This window comes from Stutzerimonas kunmingensis, from assembly GCF_014764705.1.
GTDB lineage: Bacteria > Pseudomonadota > Gammaproteobacteria > Pseudomonadales > Pseudomonadaceae > Stutzerimonas.
Window position 1 is genome coordinate 67,035 of the sequence record NZ_JACXXG010000022.1, and the last position, 14,188, is coordinate 81,222.

At 60.8% G+C, this 14,188-nt stretch carries 17 protein-coding genes and 1 tRNA gene; 14 read left to right on the forward strand and 4 right to left on the reverse strand.

Going from position 1 to position 14,188, the window contains the following annotated elements; translation table 11 throughout:
- The first annotated feature begins 39 nt into the window (after positions 1–39).
- The 4 genes from IEG05_RS16245 to IEG05_RS16260 all read left to right on the forward strand — a co-directional run bounded on the left by IEG05_RS16245 (position 40) and on the right by IEG05_RS16260 (position 2,806).
- Positions 40–633, forward strand: coding sequence for a DNA-J related domain-containing protein (locus tag IEG05_RS16245; protein ID WP_046619960.1), 594 nt, complete (start codon positions 40–42; stop codon positions 631–633).
- Positions 634–771: 138 nt separating this feature from the next.
- Positions 772–1,371, forward strand: coding sequence for a Yip1 family protein (locus IEG05_RS16250; protein WP_023443856.1), 600 nt, complete (start codon positions 772–774; stop codon positions 1,369–1,371).
- 177 nt (positions 1,372–1,548) lie between these two features.
- Complete coding sequence (locus IEG05_RS16255; protein WP_023443857.1) at positions 1,549–2,250, forward strand: Yip1 family protein; 702 nt, start codon at positions 1,549–1,551, stop codon at positions 2,248–2,250.
- A gap of 61 nt (positions 2,251–2,311) precedes the next feature.
- Positions 2,312–2,806: a SprT family zinc-dependent metalloprotease gene (locus IEG05_RS16260; protein ID WP_046619963.1), complete on the forward strand. Its 495-nt coding sequence runs from the start codon at positions 2,312–2,314 to the stop codon at positions 2,804–2,806.
- Positions 2,807–2,818: 12 nt separating this feature from the next.
- Here IEG05_RS16260 and IEG05_RS16265 read toward each other — a convergent pair whose 3' ends face one another.
- A complete protein-coding gene (locus IEG05_RS16265; RefSeq protein WP_046619964.1) occupies positions 2,819–3,997 on the reverse strand; it encodes an MFS transporter in 1,179 nt (392 codons plus the stop codon).
- Between the two features lie 192 nt (positions 3,998–4,189).
- Between IEG05_RS16265 and napE the strand changes: the two genes are divergently transcribed.
- Genes napE through IEG05_RS16290 form a run of 5 tightly spaced genes read left to right on the forward strand, consistent with a single transcriptional unit; the run spans position 4,190 to position 8,294 of the window.
- Complete coding sequence (gene napE, locus IEG05_RS16270; RefSeq protein WP_046619966.1) at positions 4,190–4,369, forward strand: periplasmic nitrate reductase, NapE protein; 180 nt, start codon at positions 4,190–4,192, stop codon at positions 4,367–4,369.
- Positions 4,370–4,428: 59 nt separating this feature from the next.
- Complete coding sequence (locus IEG05_RS16275) at positions 4,429–4,683, forward strand: chaperone NapD (protein WP_014819701.1); 255 nt, start codon at positions 4,429–4,431, stop codon at positions 4,681–4,683.
- The gene (gene napA, locus IEG05_RS16280) at positions 4,683–7,187 is read left to right on the forward strand and encodes a nitrate reductase catalytic subunit NapA (protein ID WP_046619967.1); all 2,505 of its coding nucleotides are present in this window, start codon (positions 4,683–4,685) and stop codon (positions 7,185–7,187) included. Before IEG05_RS16275 ends, napA begins: the two co-directional genes overlap by 1 nt.
- An 11-nt stretch (positions 7,188–7,198) precedes the next feature.
- Positions 7,199–7,687 carry a nitrate reductase cytochrome c-type subunit gene (locus IEG05_RS16285; protein ID WP_046619968.1) on the forward strand — a complete coding sequence of 163 codons (489 nt, stop codon included), beginning with the start codon at positions 7,199–7,201 and terminating at the stop codon, positions 7,685–7,687.
- Positions 7,688–7,697: 10 nt separating this feature from the next.
- A complete protein-coding gene (locus IEG05_RS16290; RefSeq protein WP_023443863.1) occupies positions 7,698–8,294 on the forward strand; it encodes a cytochrome c3 family protein in 597 nt (198 codons plus the stop codon).
- Between the two features lie 102 nt (positions 8,295–8,396).
- Here IEG05_RS16290 and dcd read toward each other — a convergent pair whose 3' ends face one another.
- Positions 8,397–8,963: a dCTP deaminase gene (gene dcd / locus IEG05_RS16295; RefSeq protein ID WP_003302346.1), complete on the reverse strand. Its 567-nt coding sequence runs from the start codon at positions 8,961–8,963 to the stop codon at positions 8,397–8,399.
- 330 nt (positions 8,964–9,293) lie between these two features.
- On the opposite strand from dcd, the gene IEG05_RS16300 reads away from it, so the two are divergent.
- Positions 9,294–9,503, forward strand: a complete 210-nt coding sequence (locus IEG05_RS16300) for a cold-shock protein (RefSeq protein WP_003282211.1) — start codon at positions 9,294–9,296, stop codon at positions 9,501–9,503.
- Between the two features lie 102 nt (positions 9,504–9,605).
- Here IEG05_RS16300 and apbC read toward each other — a convergent pair whose 3' ends face one another.
- A complete protein-coding gene (gene apbC, locus IEG05_RS16305) occupies positions 9,606–10,700 on the reverse strand; it encodes an iron-sulfur cluster carrier protein ApbC (protein WP_046619972.1) in 1,095 nt (364 codons plus the stop codon).
- A gap of 174 nt (positions 10,701–10,874) precedes the next feature.
- Between apbC and metG the strand changes: the two genes are divergently transcribed.
- From metG to IEG05_RS16325, 4 genes are all read left to right on the forward strand, one after another.
- Positions 10,875–12,917 carry a methionine--tRNA ligase gene (gene metG, locus IEG05_RS16310; RefSeq protein ID WP_046619974.1) on the forward strand — a complete coding sequence of 681 codons (2,043 nt, stop codon included), beginning with the start codon at positions 10,875–10,877 and terminating at the stop codon, positions 12,915–12,917.
- 61 nt (positions 12,918–12,978) lie between these two features.
- On the forward strand, positions 12,979–13,191 hold the full coding sequence (locus IEG05_RS16315; protein WP_080902091.1) for a cysteine-rich CWC family protein: 213 nt from the start codon (positions 12,979–12,981) through the stop codon (positions 13,189–13,191).
- Positions 13,181–13,873 carry a pseudouridine synthase gene (locus IEG05_RS16320; protein ID WP_046619976.1) on the forward strand — a complete coding sequence of 231 codons (693 nt, stop codon included), beginning with the start codon at positions 13,181–13,183 and terminating at the stop codon, positions 13,871–13,873. Before IEG05_RS16315 ends, IEG05_RS16320 begins: the two co-directional genes overlap by 11 nt.
- 80 nt (positions 13,874–13,953) lie before the next feature.
- Positions 13,954–14,027, forward strand: a tRNA-Gly gene (locus IEG05_RS16325).
- Between the two features lie 39 nt (positions 14,028–14,066).
- Here the strand turns inward: IEG05_RS16325 and IEG05_RS16330 are convergent.
- Positions 14,067–14,188, reverse strand: a 122-nt coding sequence (locus tag IEG05_RS16330; protein WP_135960826.1) for a transposase, incomplete at its 5' end; no start/stop codon positions are given.

The following is a 14,188-nucleotide window of genomic DNA, read 5'->3' on the forward strand; positions in this document are numbered from 1 at the left end:
ACTGAATGAACACCCGCAGTGCTGTGCTAGTCTCGCCCGATGGACGACCTCTCCCCCACACTGGATCTGCCAGACCACCTGCTCGTACTGCTGCAGGAAAAACCCGAAGGCTGCAGCGAGTACGAGCTGATTCAACAGCTCAAGCGCCGGCATAGCACGCATGTGCCCAACCTGCCGCTGACAGACAAGCTGGTGCTGTTCCGCACACATTTTCTGGTGTTCAACGCGCTTTATCTGCTGCGCGACCGACTCTGGGCCGAGGGCAGCGGCCATCTGCAGATCAGCCCCTTGCACGTCCAGTTGCTGCCATATGCCGGCGCCAACGCCGGCCTCGCCGAGCAGGATGCCCTGCGCGCGTATTACCTGGATCTCTCCAACCTGCGGGATACCGACGAAGACGATGTCGAACGCCTGCTGGCGAGCTTCTGGACGCGCATGCAGGGCAGCGACGAGAAGCGTGCCGCTCTCGAACTGTTCGAACTGGATCGCTCCGCGCAGCCGCTCACGCTGGAGCTGATCAAGCGCCGCTACCGTCAGCTGGTCGGCCTGCACCATCCGGATCGAGGTGGCAGCACGCAGCGCCTGCAGTCAATCAATCTGGCGATGGAAATACTCGAGCGCTATTACCGCTGACGACATAGCTTCGAAACGCTCTAACCCCGCTGATGCATTGCCGATCGGCATTTCTATACTGCGACGTAAGGTCGCACGCGCCGTCCTCGATGACGACCGCCAGGCGAGGCGACCTCCATAAACTGAGGAGACGCTGGCATGATCAATCACGTTTGGGGTTTGTTCACCCACCCCGGCCAGGAGTGGAACGAAATCCGCGGCGAGGAAGAAACCGTCAGCCACATGTACCTCACGCATGTGCTGCTGCTCGCCGCGATACCGGCGGTATCGGCCTACATCGGCGCGACCCAGGTGGGCTGGAGCATCGGCGGTGGAGAGCCGGTCAAGCTGACCCAGGCCAGTTGCATGCAGCTGGCGATACTTTCCTACTTCGCCATGCTGGCCGGCGTCGCCGTGATGGGCGGCTTCATTCACTGGATGGCACGTACCTACGATGCTACCCCAACCCTTACCCAATGCATCGTTTTCGCCGCCTATACCGCAACGCCGCTGTTCATCGGCGGGCTGGCGGGTCTCTATCCGCACCTCTGGCTCGGCATGCTGGTGGGGACCGCGGCAGTCTGCTACACGGCCTATCTGCTCTACGTGGGGCTGCCCAAGTTCATGAACATCCACGAAGACGAGGGATTCATGTTCTCCAGTTCGGTACTTGCGGTCGGCCTCGTAGTGCTGGTCGCGATCATCGCGCTGTCGGTCATAACCTGGGGCATGGGCATCGGCCCGGTCTACGTCCGTTAACCCAATCCTCACCTCAAAAGGCCGCCTGTGGGCGGCCTTTTCGTATGCCCGCGCATCATCCCGCGACGAATCGTCTGGACCGATAAGGGAAACCCTCACCGCGTCTACCGTTCTAAAGCCATAACGCCGCTGCAACCTGCATTCGTGGGCGGCCCTCAAGGCAGACGGAGACTCGGTATGATCCCGCACTTTGTAACATTGCTCACCCGCCCGGATCGGGCGTGGGCGGACATTCGCCGCGACGAAGAAAAGAACAGCTCCAACTACCTTGTCCATCTGCTGCTCTGGGCATTGCTGCCAGCGGTTTGCATGTTCATCGGCACGCGCTATGTGGGTTGGAGCCTGGTCGAAGCCGAACGGATCTGGCTCGATACCCGCAGTGCCTTCCAGCTCAGCGCGCTGATCTACATCACCATCGTCGCCGGCACCTTCATCATGGGGTTCTTCCTGCGCTGGATGTCGCGCTCCTTCGATGCACGCCCGACTTTCAATCAATGCGTGGGCTTCATCGCCTATGTCATTACACCTTTCTTCCTGGCCGGACTTGGTGCGCTCTACCCGTCGCGCTGGCTGGCCATCCTGGTTCTGGTGGCGGCCGGGGCATACTCGACCTATCTGCTATTCGTCGGCCTGCCGACGTTCATGCGCATCAGTAACCGCAACACCTTTCTTTACGGCGCCTGCACCTGGGGCGTCGGCCTGCTGGTGCTGGTGAACCTGAAGGTGCCGATGATCCTGTTCTGGATGCTCGCACTCGACCCGACCTACGAGCGCGATACCCCACAGAACCAGAGCTATGGCTTCGAGGAGAATCGCCCGCAGGAAGAACCGGGCGGCATCGACAACGAACGGCGCTTCAACGAACGCCCGAACGAGTGACCAACGAAGCTGTTTGGCCAGAAACGGTTTGGCATAATGCGGCGCTTGCAGGAGTACCCCAATGCCCGAGCGCCTCAATGCCCGCGTCGAAGCCTGTTACGAGCTAGCCGAGCAGTTTTTCAAGCGACGCTTCACCCGCCCCCAGATAAGCCTCAAGCTGCGCGGGCAGAAAGCTGGTGTAGCGCATTTGCAGGAAAATCTCCTGCGCTTCAATGAGCAGCTATATAGGGAAAACACCGAGCACTTTCTGCGCCAGACCGTCGCCCATGAGGTCGCGCACCTGATCGCCCATCAGATGTTTGGCTCACGGATCCAGCCTCACGGCGAGGAATGGCAGCTGATCATGCGTGGCTTGTACGAGCTGCCGCCGGATCGCTGCCACACCTATGCGATTCGTCGCCGGTCCGTTACCCGTTATGTCTATCGCTGCAGCTGCGTGGATCAGGATTTCGCTTTCACGCCCCAACGCCATGCGTTGGTGGCGAAGGGGCGCCGTTATTACTGCCGTCGCTGCAAGACCACCCTCGCCTTCAGCGGCGAGCAACGCATCGAATGACGCCAGCGCCTGCTAGAGCGCCCTCGCCCGCCAACCGGCAATGACGAACAACGCCGCCAGCAACGCCATCAACGGCAACCAGCCCGCGTGATCCCAGACATAACCGGCGCCATAGCCAACCACACTCGATCCCAGATAGTAGGCACACAGGTACAGCGCCGATGCCTGCGCTCGAGCACCCTTGGCATGGCTGCCGACCTGCCCGCTGGCCACGGCATGCGCGGCAAAGAAGCCAAGCGTGAACAACCCGAGACCGAGCACGATGCTCGCCAGCCACGACGTCGCGCAGAGACCCACACCAATCAGCATCAGCGCGACCCCACCGCGCAGCACCTGCCGCGCACCGAAGCGCGGCACCAGACGCCCGGCCCAGCCGGCGCTGAAAATCCCGCCGAGATAGACGACGAACAGCAGGCCGATGAGCGTCGAGGACAAGCCGAACGGCTCGCCTGCCAGGCGGAAGCCAATGTAGTTGAACAGCGCGACGAAGCCGCCCATCAGCAGAAAGCCCTGCAGGAACAGTCCACGTAGCACCGGATTGTCCAGATGCAGCCGGAAGTTCGTCAGCAGAATGCGCAGCGAGAGCGGTTGCGCCGTGAAGTGTCGCGACGGCGGCAACAGCCAGACGAACGCCACCAACGCCAGCAATCCCAGCGAGGCAATGCCACCGAGCGCCAGCTGCCAGCCACCCAGGTCACTCAGCAGGCCCGAAAGCAGACGCCCGAGCATCCCACCCAGCGCCGTGCCGCCGATATACAGGCCCATTGCGGCAGGCAGCGACTCGGGCTCGAACTCCTCGCCGACGTAAGCCATCGCCAGTGCCGGCAATCCACTGAGTGCCAGCCCGAGTAGCGCGCGCAGCGCCAGCAATAGTTGCCAGGAATCGACCAGTACGCTGGCCAGCCCGAGCAGGCTGGCCAGACCGAGCGCCGCGGCCATCACCGGCTTGCGCCCCCAGCTTTCGGCAAGCGCACCCGAGATCAGCAGACAGACGGCGAGCGACAGCGTCGTCAGCGACAACGCCAGACTGCTGCTGGCAGCCGATACGGAGAAATACGCGGCGAGCATGGGCAGCAACGGCTGAATGCAATACAGCAATGCGAACGTGGCGAAGCCAGCGCAGAAGAGTGCAAACGTGGCGCGCCGGTAGGCTGGCGTGCCTCTTGATAGGTGTGCGTGTTCGGCGATCATCGGCGCCCTCGTCTCATGCGCTGACCTGAGAAAAAGCCGCGCAGGCTAGCACGGCTGTTCGCTCTGCCGCTTGCCGGACAGAAAAGCGGTCCGCTGATCGGCCTAACCCCAAGCCACCGCAAAGAACCGAAACGAATATTGCCCTATGCTGGTCTGTGACTAGACTCCCTATATGCCAGTCGGAGTAGAACAATGACAGTAATGCCGAATGACACCCGCCCCGCGGATACCTCGATCAAGCGGGACGAAACCCGCCTCTTCATATTCCTGATCGTCTTCCTGTTTCCCATCCTCAGCGTCGCGCTGGTCAGTGGTTACGGTTTCATCGTCTGGATCGTGCAGATGATCTTCGGGCCGCCAGGTCCGGCTTAAGCCGCTCCTGCCGATCTAATCGGGCCTGCGCCCTGCTGCCAACGGAAACGGAATCACTGATGGGACACCCTCTGCATATCGCCAGCCTGCTGGTGCACTGCCGCCCCGAATGGCTGGCCGCGGTAAAAGCCAACCTGCAACTGTTACCCGGCCTGGAAATGCACCAGGAGAATGCCAGCGGCAAGCTGGTGGTGGTGCTGGAAGCCGAGCACGAATCACGCATCCTTGCCTCGATCGACCATATCCAGCAATTGCCCGGCGTGCTCAATGCCGCATTGATCTATCACGAAGAACTCCTCGAAGGAGACGCCTGATGAGCCTTACCCGACGCCAATTCGCCAAAGCCAACGCTGCGGCCATCGCCGCAACCGTGGCCGGCATGCCGATCGCTTCTAGCGCAAGCAACCTGATTACCGAAGCGGACGCCACCAATCTGAAATGGGACAAGGCCCCTTGCCGCTTCTGCGGCACCGGCTGCGGCGTCATGGTGGCGACTCGAGAGGGCCGCGTCGTCGCCACCCATGGCGACGTCAAGGCGGAAGTGAACCGCGGCATCAACTGCGTCAAGGGCTACTTCCTGTCGAAGATCATGTACGGCTCGGATCGCCTGACCCAACCGCTGCTACGCATGAAGGACGGCAAGTTCGACAAGCAGGGCGAGTTCCAGCCCGTCAGCTGGGAACAGGCCTTCGACATCATGGAGGAAAAGTACAAGGCGGCGCTCAAGCAGGGCGGCCCTGAAGCCATCGGCATGTTCGGCTCGGGGCAGTGGACGATCTGGGAAGGCTACGCGGCGAACAAGCTGATGAAGGCCGGTTTCCGCTCGAACAACATCGATCCCAATGCACGTCACTGCATGGCCTCGGCAGCGTTTGGTTTCATGCGCACCTTTGGCATGGACGAACCCATGGGCTGCTACGAGGACATCGAAGCGGCCGACGCGTTCGTGCTCTGGGGCTCGAACATGGCGGAGATGCACCCGGTGCTCTGGACCCGCGTGACGGATCGTCGCCTCAGCGCGCCGCACGTCAAGGTGGCGGTCATGTCGACGTTCGAGCATCGCAGCTTCGAGCTGGCCGACATCCCGATGATCTTCAATCCGCAGACCGATCTGGTGATCCTCAACTACATCGCCAACCACATCATCCAGAGCGGTGCGGTGAACAAGGACTTCGTCGAGAAGCACACCAAGTTCGCCAAGGGCGCGACCAACATCGGCTACGGCCTGCGACCGACCGACCCGCGGGAGCTCAAGGCAGAGAACGCGGCGGTGGCCAATACCTGGAGCGATATCAGCTTCGAGGACTACGCCGAGTTCCTGAAAACCTACACCCTAGAATACGCCACCAAGGAATCCGGCGTGCCAGCCGAGCGGCTGCAGGCGCTTGCCGAGCTCTATGCCGACCCGAAGGTCAAGGTGATGTCGTTCTGGACCATGGGCTTCAACCAGCACACCCGCGGTGTCTGGGCGAACAACATGATCTACAACATCCACCTGCTCACCGGAAAGATAAGCGAGCCGGGTAACAGCCCGTTCTCCCTGACCGGACAGCCGTCCGCCTGTGGCACGGCCCGGGAAGTCGGCACCTTCTCCCACCGCCTACCGGCGGACATGGCAGTCGCCAATCCAAAGCATCGGGCCATCACCGAAAAAATCTGGAAGCTGCCCGAAGGCACCATTCAGGAAAAGCCGGGCTTTCATGCCGTCGAGCAGAGCCGCAAGCTCAAGGACGGGGTACTGAAGGTCTACTGGACGCAGGTGACCAACAATATGCAGGCCGGCCCCAACGTCATGCAGGAGATCCTGCCGGGCTGGCGCAATCCGGAAACATTTATCATCGTCTCGGACATCTACCCCACCGTTTCAGCCCAGGCGGCCGACCTCATCCTGCCCAGCGCAATGTGGGTGGAGAAGGAAGGCGCCTACGGTAACGCCGAGCGACGCACCCAGTTCTGGCACCAGCTGGTCAAAGCACCTGGCGATGCACGCTCGGACCTCTGGCAGCTGGTCGAGTTTTCCAAGCGCTTCAACGTCGACGAGGTATGGCCGGCCGACCTGCTGAGCAAGTCACCGGAACTCAAGGGCAAGACCCTGTACGACGTACTGTTCAAGAATGGTCAGGTCGATCGCTTCCCCAACGAGGAAATTGCCGAGGGCTATGTAAATCAGGAGGCCGAGGCATTCGGCTTCTATCTGCAGAAGGGCCTGTTCGAGGAATACGCCGAATTCGGTCGCGGTCATGGACATGATCTGGCGCCCTTCGACACCTACCACGAAGCCCGCGGTTTACGCTGGCCGGTGGTGGATGGTAAGGAAACCCAGTGGCGCTACCGCGAGGGCTACGACCCTTATGTCAAAGCCGGCAGCGATGTGCAGTTCTACGGCTACGGCGACAAGAAGGCGATCATCTTCGCCCTGCCCTACGACGTGCCTGCCGAAGTCCCGGACGAGGATTACCCCTTCTGGCTCAGTACCGGACGGGTGCTTGAGCACTGGCACACCGGAAGCATGACGCAGCGGGTCGATGAGCTGCACAAGGCAGTGCCAGACGCACTCGTCTACATGCATCCGGAGGACGCCCGCAAGCTCAACGCGCGCCGTGGCAGCGTGGTGAAAGTCATCAGCAGGCGCGGCGAGATGCAGGCACGGGTGGAGACACGGGGGCGCAACAAGCCGCCGATGGGATTGATCTTCGTGCCGTTCTTCGACGCCAACAAGCTGATCAACAAAGTCACCCTCGACGCCACCGACCCGATCTCCAAGCAGACCGATTACAAGAAATGCGCCGTGAAGATCGAAGTGGTCAGCATCGCCTGAGGAGAACCGCCATGAAATTTCGCCTACTGCCGCTGACCCTGCTCGCGGTATTCGGACTGGCCATAGCCGCCGAAACCAACTACCCCCTGGACGCACCAGCCCCGGACGGTCGCCGTCCGGGCGGGACCATTACCCAGGAATTCACCCCGCCAAAACTGCACGACGAGGAAAACAAGGATGCGCGGCGCGAGCGCAACTATCCGGAGCAGCCACCGACCATTCCTCACAGCATCCGCGGCTATCACGTCGACAAGAACGCCAACAAATGCCTGACCTGCCATAGCCGAGCCAACAGTGCACGCGCCCAGGCGCCGATGATCAGCATCACCCACTACACCGACCGTGATCATCAGACCCTCGCCGCAGTCGCGCCGCGACGGTACTTCTGCACGCAGTGTCATGTGCCGCAGCACGATGTGGAGCCGCTGGTGGAAAACACCTTCAAGAACATCGACGAACTGCTGTACCGGGAAACCTCGCCATCCACCAACGGAAACTGAGGGGGCCTGGATGAAGTCGATCAAGTCGTTTTTCAAACGCTACTGGGCCGTTCTGCGCAGACCCAGCGTCCACTACAGCCTGGGGGCACTGACCCTCGGCGGGTTCATCGCCGGGATCATTTTCTGGGGTGGCTTCAACACCGCCCTTGAAGCCACCAACACGGAGGCGTTCTGCATTTCATGCCACGAGATGGAAGACAACGTGTACATGGAAATCAAGGACACCATCCACTACAGCAACCGTTCCGGCGTCCGCGCCACCTGCCCCGATTGTCATGTGCCGCACAAGTGGACCGACAAGATCGCGCGCAAGATGCAAGCGTCCAAGGAGGTTTGGGGCACGATCTTCGGCACAATCAACACGCGCGAGAAATTCCTCGACAAGCGTCGTGAGCTGGCCGAGCACGAATGGGCGCGACTCAAAGCCAACGACTCGCTCGAGTGCCGCAACTGTCACGACTTCGGCTACATGGACTTCACTCGCCAAGGCAAACGGGCATCGGAGTTCCATTCCACCGCCCTAGCCAGCGGCGAGGCAACCTGTATCGACTGCCACAAGGGCATCGCACACAAGCTGCCGGACATGAGAGGCGTACCGGGCTGGTAACGAGTGCTTGCCAGGTGTACTGGCCAAGCACCCTGCACGCTCCACCGCTGCAAAAAAAAGCCCTGACCATTGGTCAGGGCTTTTTCGTATTGCTCTTTGCCATCAGGCCTTGGGCAGCGTCACGCCGCGCTGGCCCTGGTACTTGCCGCCGCGGTCACGGTAGGACACTTCGCACTCTTCGTCGGACTCGAGGAACAGCATCTGCGCAACCCCCTCGTTCGCGTAGATCTTGGCCGGCAGCGTCGTGGTGTTGGAGAACTCCAGGGTCACATGCCCTTCCCACTCCGGTTCCAGCGGCGTCACGTTGACGATGATGCCGCAGCGCGCGTAGGTGCTCTTGCCCAGGCAGATGGTCAGCACGTTGCGCGGGATGCGGAAGTACTCGACCGTGCGCGCCAGGGCGAAGGAGTTAGGCGGAATGATGCAGACGTCGCTCTTGATGTCGACGAAGCTCTTCTCGTCGAAATTCTTCGGATCGACCGTCGCCGAGTTGATGTTGGTAAACACCTTGAATTCATCGGCGCAGCGCACGTCGTAGCCATAGCTGGAGACGCCATAGGAAATCAGCCGATCGTTACCCTCGGTGCGCACCTGGCGCTCGACGAAGGGTTCGATCATGCCGTGTTCCTGGGCCATGCGGCGAATCCACTTGTCCGATTTGATGCTCATGGCTGGCGTCCTGATTAGATGAAATGGGCGTGCGAAGACGCGCATCTTACCGAGCCTCGTGCGCGTGTAAAAGCATGGCCGCGATGCGCACCGCAGAGCAGGTCACACCTCGACCGCGCCGCTCGGAGGAAGAAATCCAAAATAAAGCTCGCTTTGCTCCAGAAAAAAGGTATTGTTACTGGGCTGCTGCTGCATGTGTCACCGTGAATCGCTACATGTTTAGATTTCGATCCAAATATCGATACGACTCCTATCTCCTTGCACACAGTGATGTTCGGACCTTTTCAGTCCGCACTTTATTTTTCAAAACTTGGTTCAAGGAGACATCAAATGTCCAATCGCCAAACCGGTACCGTTAAGTGGTTCAACGATGAGAAAGGCTTCGGCTTCATCACTCCGCAATCCGGTGACGACCTCTTCGTACACTTCCGCGCCATCCAGGGCGACGGTTTCAAGAGCCTGAAAGAAGGCCAGCAAGTTTCCTTCGTCGCTACCCGCGGCCAGAAGGGCATGCAAGCTGAGGAAGTTCAGGTTATCTAACCTGAGTCTTCTCTGAAAAAGCCTCGCTTCGGCGGGGCTTTTTTGTGCCTGCAATTTATCGCCGGGCGCGGGCGGTGACGCATGGCATCACCGCCTCTAGGCTCAGTCCTCGGAAATGACGATCTTCGGCATCGACTGCGCGATGATTTGCCCACTCTGGGCGATACGGGCACCGACGGTACGCGCCACCTCTTGGTAAATCATCGCGATCTGGCTTTCCGGATCAGCTAGCACGGTCGGCTTGCCCGCATCCGCCTGACTGCGAATCGCCATCGACAAAGGTAGCGATGCCAGCAGATCGACGTTGTACTGCGCCGCCAGCTTCTCGCCACCACCCTCACCGAACAGATGCTCCGCATGGCCGCAGCTCGAGCAGATATGGATGGCCATGTTCTCCACCACACCGAGCACTGGAATGTTCACCTTGCGGAACATCTCAACTCCCTTCTTGGCGTCGAGCAACGCCAGATCCTGCGGCGTGGTCACGATGACCGCCCCCGTCACCGGCACTTTCTGCGCCAGCGTCAGCTGGATATCGCCCGTCCCCGGCGGCATATCCACCACCAGATAATCGAGATCGTTCCAGGCGGTCTGAGTGATCAACTGCAACAGCGCACCGGAAACCATCGGCCCGCGCCAGACCATCGGCGTCTTGTCATCGGACAGGAACGCCATGGACATGACCTGCACCCCGTGGGCCTCTAGAGGGATGAACGCCTTGCCATCGCGAATCTCCGGGCGCGTGCCTTCTGCGATACCGAACATGATGCCCTGGCTCGGGCCATAGATGTCGGCATCCAGCACGCCCACCCGTGCACCTTCGCGCGCCAAGGCCAGAGCCAGATTGGCGGCTGTGGTCGACTTGCCCACCCCGCCCTTACCGGATGCCACGGCGATGATGTTCTTCACATTGGAAAGCGCCGGCACCTGATCCTGCGCCTTGTGCGGACGCACGACGCAATCGACCTGGACATCGGCGCGACTGACGCCATCCAGATGCTCGATAGCCATCGCCAGCATCTGTGCCCAGCCACTGCGAAACAGCGCAGCGGCGTAGCCCAACTCAAGCTGCACGCTGACCCTATCACCCTGCACCTCGATCGAACGCACGCAGCCGGCGCTCACCGGATCCTGATTCAAATGGGGATCGGTGTACTGGCGCAGGACGGTTTCCACAGCTTCGCGAGTGACGGACATGGTTACTCCTAGAAAGACCGAGCAAATCAGACAGGCATCTTACCCCGCACGCCGCTTCCGAGCCCAACACCAACCGGCACTGTCGAAGCCGGGGATGGGCAGCGCGGGTGAAAAATACGCGCCGGGCCTTTATAGTTGCAAACTTTCTTTCGCAATTCCGACTGCAGATTTCCCATGTCCGAAGCTCGCCAGATTCTCGTTACCAGCGCACTGCCCTACGCCAACGGTTCGATCCACCTCGGCCATATGCTCGAGTACATTCAGACGGACATGTGGGTGCGCTTCCAGAAGCTGCGCGGCAATCAGTGCATTTATGTCTGCGCCGACGACGCCCACGGCTCGGCAATCATGCTGCGTGCCGAGAAAGAAGGCATCACGCCCGAGCAATTGATCGCCAACGTGCAGGCCGAACACGGCAGTGATTTCGCCGACTTCCTGGTGGACTTCGACAACTTCCACTCCACCCATTCGGAAGAGAACCGCAAGCTTGCCGAGCTGATCTACACACACCTGCGCGACGCCGGCCACATCGCAACCCGCTCGGTGACCCAGTATTTTGACCCCGAGAAGGGCATGTTCCTCGCCGACCGCTTCATCAAGGGCACCTGCCCGAAGTGCGCGGCCGAGGACCAGTACGGCGACAACTGCGAGAAGTGTGGCGCCACCTACGAGCCGACCGAACTGAAAGATCCGCGTTCGGCGATCTCCGGCGCCACGCCAGTGCTGAAGGACTCCAAGCACTTCTTCTTCAAGCTGCCGGACTTCGAGGCCATGCTCAAGCAATGGACCCGCGGCGGTGCGCTGCAGGAGTCGGTTGCCAACAAGATCGCCGAATGGCTCGACGGAGGGTTACAGGAGTGGGACATCTCGCGTGACGCGCCCTACTTCGGCTTCGAAATTCCGGGTGAACCGGGCAAGTATTTCTACGTCTGGCTGGACGCACCGATCGGCTACATGGCCAGCTTCGAGAACCTGTGCAAGCGCCGCCCGGAGCTGAGCTTCGACACGTTCTGGAGCAAGGATTCGACCGCCGAGCTGTACCACTTCATCGGCAAGGACATCATCAACTTCCACACCCTGTTCTGGCCCGCCATGCTGGAAGGCGCCGGTTTCCGCAAGCCGACCGCGGTCAACGTGCACGGCTACCTGACGGTGAATGGACAGAAGATGTCCAAGTCGCGCGGCACCTTTATCAAGGCGCGCACATATCTCGATCACCTGAACCCGGAATACCTGCGTTATTACTATGCGTCGAAGCTGGGCCGCGGCGTGGACGACCTCGATCTGAACCTCGAAGATTTCGTGCAGAAGGTCAACTCCGATCTGGTCGGCAAGGTGGTCAACATCGCCAGCCGCTGCGCCGGCTTCATCCACAAAGGCAACGGCGGTGTGATGGTCGACGCCAACCCTGAACCGGAACTGTGGGCAGCCTTCCAAGCCGCCGCCCCGAGCATCGCCGAGGCTTACGAGGCACGCGACTTCGCCCGTGCCATGCGCGAAATCATGGCGCTCGCTGACCGTGCCAACGCCTGGATTGCCGATAAGGCGCCATGGGCGCTTAACAAGGTTGAAGGCAAGCAGGCCGAGGTACAGGAAATCTGTGCACTAGGCATCAACCTGTTCCGCCAGCTGGTGATTTTCCTCAAGCCGGTGCTGCCCAACCTCGCCGCGGCTGCCGAGCAGTTCCTCAATGTTGAGCCGCTCACTTGGAACGACCATGCGACGCTGCTGGCCAACCACCAGCTCAATGCTTTCACTCCGCTAATGACCCGCATTGAACCCTCGAAGATCGAAGCCATGATCGAAGCATCCAAAGAAGACCTCGCCTCCAGCGAAGCCGCAGCTGCCCCGGCGGGCAATGGCGAACTGACCAAGCAGCCGATCGCCGCGGAAATCAACTTCGATGCCTTTGCCGCGGTCGATCTGCGCATTGCACTGATCGAGAAGGCCGAGTTCGTCGAAGGCGCCGACAAGCTGCTACGTCTGACCCTGGACATCGGCGATGCCAAGCGCAACGTTTTCTCCGGCATCAAGAGCGCCTACCCGGACCCAAGCAAGCTGGAAGGTCGTCTGACCCTGTATGTCGCTAACCTGGCGCCGCGCAAGATGAAGTTCGGCGTTTCGGAAGGTATGGTCCTCGCGGCTGGCCCCGGCGGTAGCGAAATCTACCTGCTGAGCCCCGACAACGGCGCCAAGCCGGGCCAGCGCGTCATGTAAACCGGCGTTCGCGTGCCGGCCTCTCGAGCGGCACGCGAAACCCGGCGTTAACGGAAACGCTATGAGCGAGCCTGTAGATCCTTCCAACTGCCCGCTCTGCGGTCAGCCCAACCAGTGCGGCGAGTGCGACCCTGCCGCCGCCCAGCCCTGCTGGTGCTTCACGACCCCAATCCCCGATCACGTGCTCGAGCGCATTCCTGCCACGCTCCGAAATCAGGCCTGTATCTGCGCGCGTTGCGCTCGCAGCCAAACCGCTCCTCCAGATGCGCCTTGACCGCTACCTCGCCAATCGCGCACGTCTAAGTCGTCAGGACGTTCGGCGCCTGCTGGCCGAAGACCGAGTGCTGGTGAACGGCGAAACCAGCCGGATAGTGGATCTGGAAGTTCGTGTATTCGACCGAATCGAGCTGGACGGAGAACTGCTGCAAGCGGGGAAAGCGGCGCGCTACCTGATGCTGCATAAGCCGGCAGGCTGCGCCAGCGCTACCCAGGACGCGACACACCGAACCGTGCTCGACCTGATCGACGAGCCGGACAAGCAAGACCTGCACATCGCCGGCCGCCTCGATTTCAATACCACCGGCCTTATGCTGCTCACCAACGACGGCCAGTGGTCCCGCCGCCTGACCCAGCCTACCAGCCTGCTGGGCAAGGTCTATCTGGTCGAAACCGAAGACGAGATCGACCCGGCCTGCGTTGACGTTTTTGCCCAGGGCATGTATTTCCGCTTCGAAAACCTCACCACCCTACCCGCCGAACTCGTACTGCTCGAACCCCGCCGCGCCCGTCTGACCCTGCACGAGGGCCGCTACCACCAGGTCAAGCGCATGTTCGGTCGCTTCAACAACAAGGTCACCGCCCTGCATCGCGAAAGCATGGGTCCTCTGACGCTGGACCTAGCACTGGAACCCGGCCGGTATCGATCGCTGACCGAGCAGGAGATCGCTCGGATCTGAACCCTTTTCGCCTGCCCGCCAGAAAAACCCAATGCCGCCCTTCATTTCGCCCAAGCCTTCTGGTAAAAAGGCACCCCTGAGCGGGCGTCGTATAATGGCATTACCTGAGCTTCCCAAGCTCATGACGAGGGTTCGATTCCCTTCGCCCGCTCCAGATTCTACGGGGCCTCTAGTGAGGCCCCTTTTTATTGGTTCATCGCGCTTTCCCGGGGAAGGCAGCCTTGATTTTCAGGAAAAAGTATTCCGAGTCCCGAAAACCATAGGCCATACGCTTGATCACCTTGATGCGGTTGTTGACGCCCTCAAGGACGCTGG

Bases quoted from the DNA above. Each gene is read 5' to 3' on its own strand.
- IEG05_RS16245 (WP_046619960.1), top strand. From the start codon at position 40: ATGGACGACCTCTCCCCCACACTGGATCTGCCAGACCACCTGCTCGTA.
- metG (WP_046619974.1), top strand. From the start codon at position 10,875: ATGTCCGAAGCTCGCCAGATTCTCGTTACCAGCGCACTGCCCTACGCC.
- dcd (WP_003302346.1), bottom strand. From the start codon at position 8,963: ATGAGCATCAAATCGGACAAGTGGATTCGCCGCATGGCCCAGGAACAC.
- napA (WP_046619967.1), top strand. From the start codon at position 4,683: ATGAGCCTTACCCGACGCCAATTCGCCAAAGCCAACGCTGCGGCCATC.
- IEG05_RS16290 (WP_023443863.1), top strand. From the start codon at position 7,698: ATGAAGTCGATCAAGTCGTTTTTCAAACGCTACTGGGCCGTTCTGCGC.
- IEG05_RS16250 (WP_023443856.1), top strand. From the start codon at position 772: ATGATCAATCACGTTTGGGGTTTGTTCACCCACCCCGGCCAGGAGTGG.
- IEG05_RS16275 (WP_014819701.1), top strand. From the start codon at position 4,429: ATGGGACACCCTCTGCATATCGCCAGCCTGCTGGTGCACTGCCGCCCC.
- apbC (WP_046619972.1), bottom strand. From the start codon at position 10,700: ATGTCCGTCACTCGCGAAGCTGTGGAAACCGTCCTGCGCCAGTACACC.
- napE (WP_046619966.1), top strand. From the start codon at position 4,190: ATGACAGTAATGCCGAATGACACCCGCCCCGCGGATACCTCGATCAAG.
- IEG05_RS16265 (WP_046619964.1), bottom strand. From the start codon at position 3,997: ATGATCGCCGAACACGCACACCTATCAAGAGGCACGCCAGCCTACCGG.
- IEG05_RS16285 (WP_046619968.1), top strand. From the start codon at position 7,199: ATGAAATTTCGCCTACTGCCGCTGACCCTGCTCGCGGTATTCGGACTG.
- IEG05_RS16255 (WP_023443857.1), top strand. From the start codon at position 1,549: ATGATCCCGCACTTTGTAACATTGCTCACCCGCCCGGATCGGGCGTGG.
- IEG05_RS16320 (WP_046619976.1), top strand. From the start codon at position 13,181: ATGCGCCTTGACCGCTACCTCGCCAATCGCGCACGTCTAAGTCGTCAG.
- IEG05_RS16300 (WP_003282211.1), top strand. From the start codon at position 9,294: ATGTCCAATCGCCAAACCGGTACCGTTAAGTGGTTCAACGATGAGAAA.
- IEG05_RS16260 (WP_046619963.1), top strand. From the start codon at position 2,312: ATGCCCGAGCGCCTCAATGCCCGCGTCGAAGCCTGTTACGAGCTAGCC.
- IEG05_RS16315 (WP_080902091.1), top strand. From the start codon at position 12,979: ATGAGCGAGCCTGTAGATCCTTCCAACTGCCCGCTCTGCGGTCAGCCC.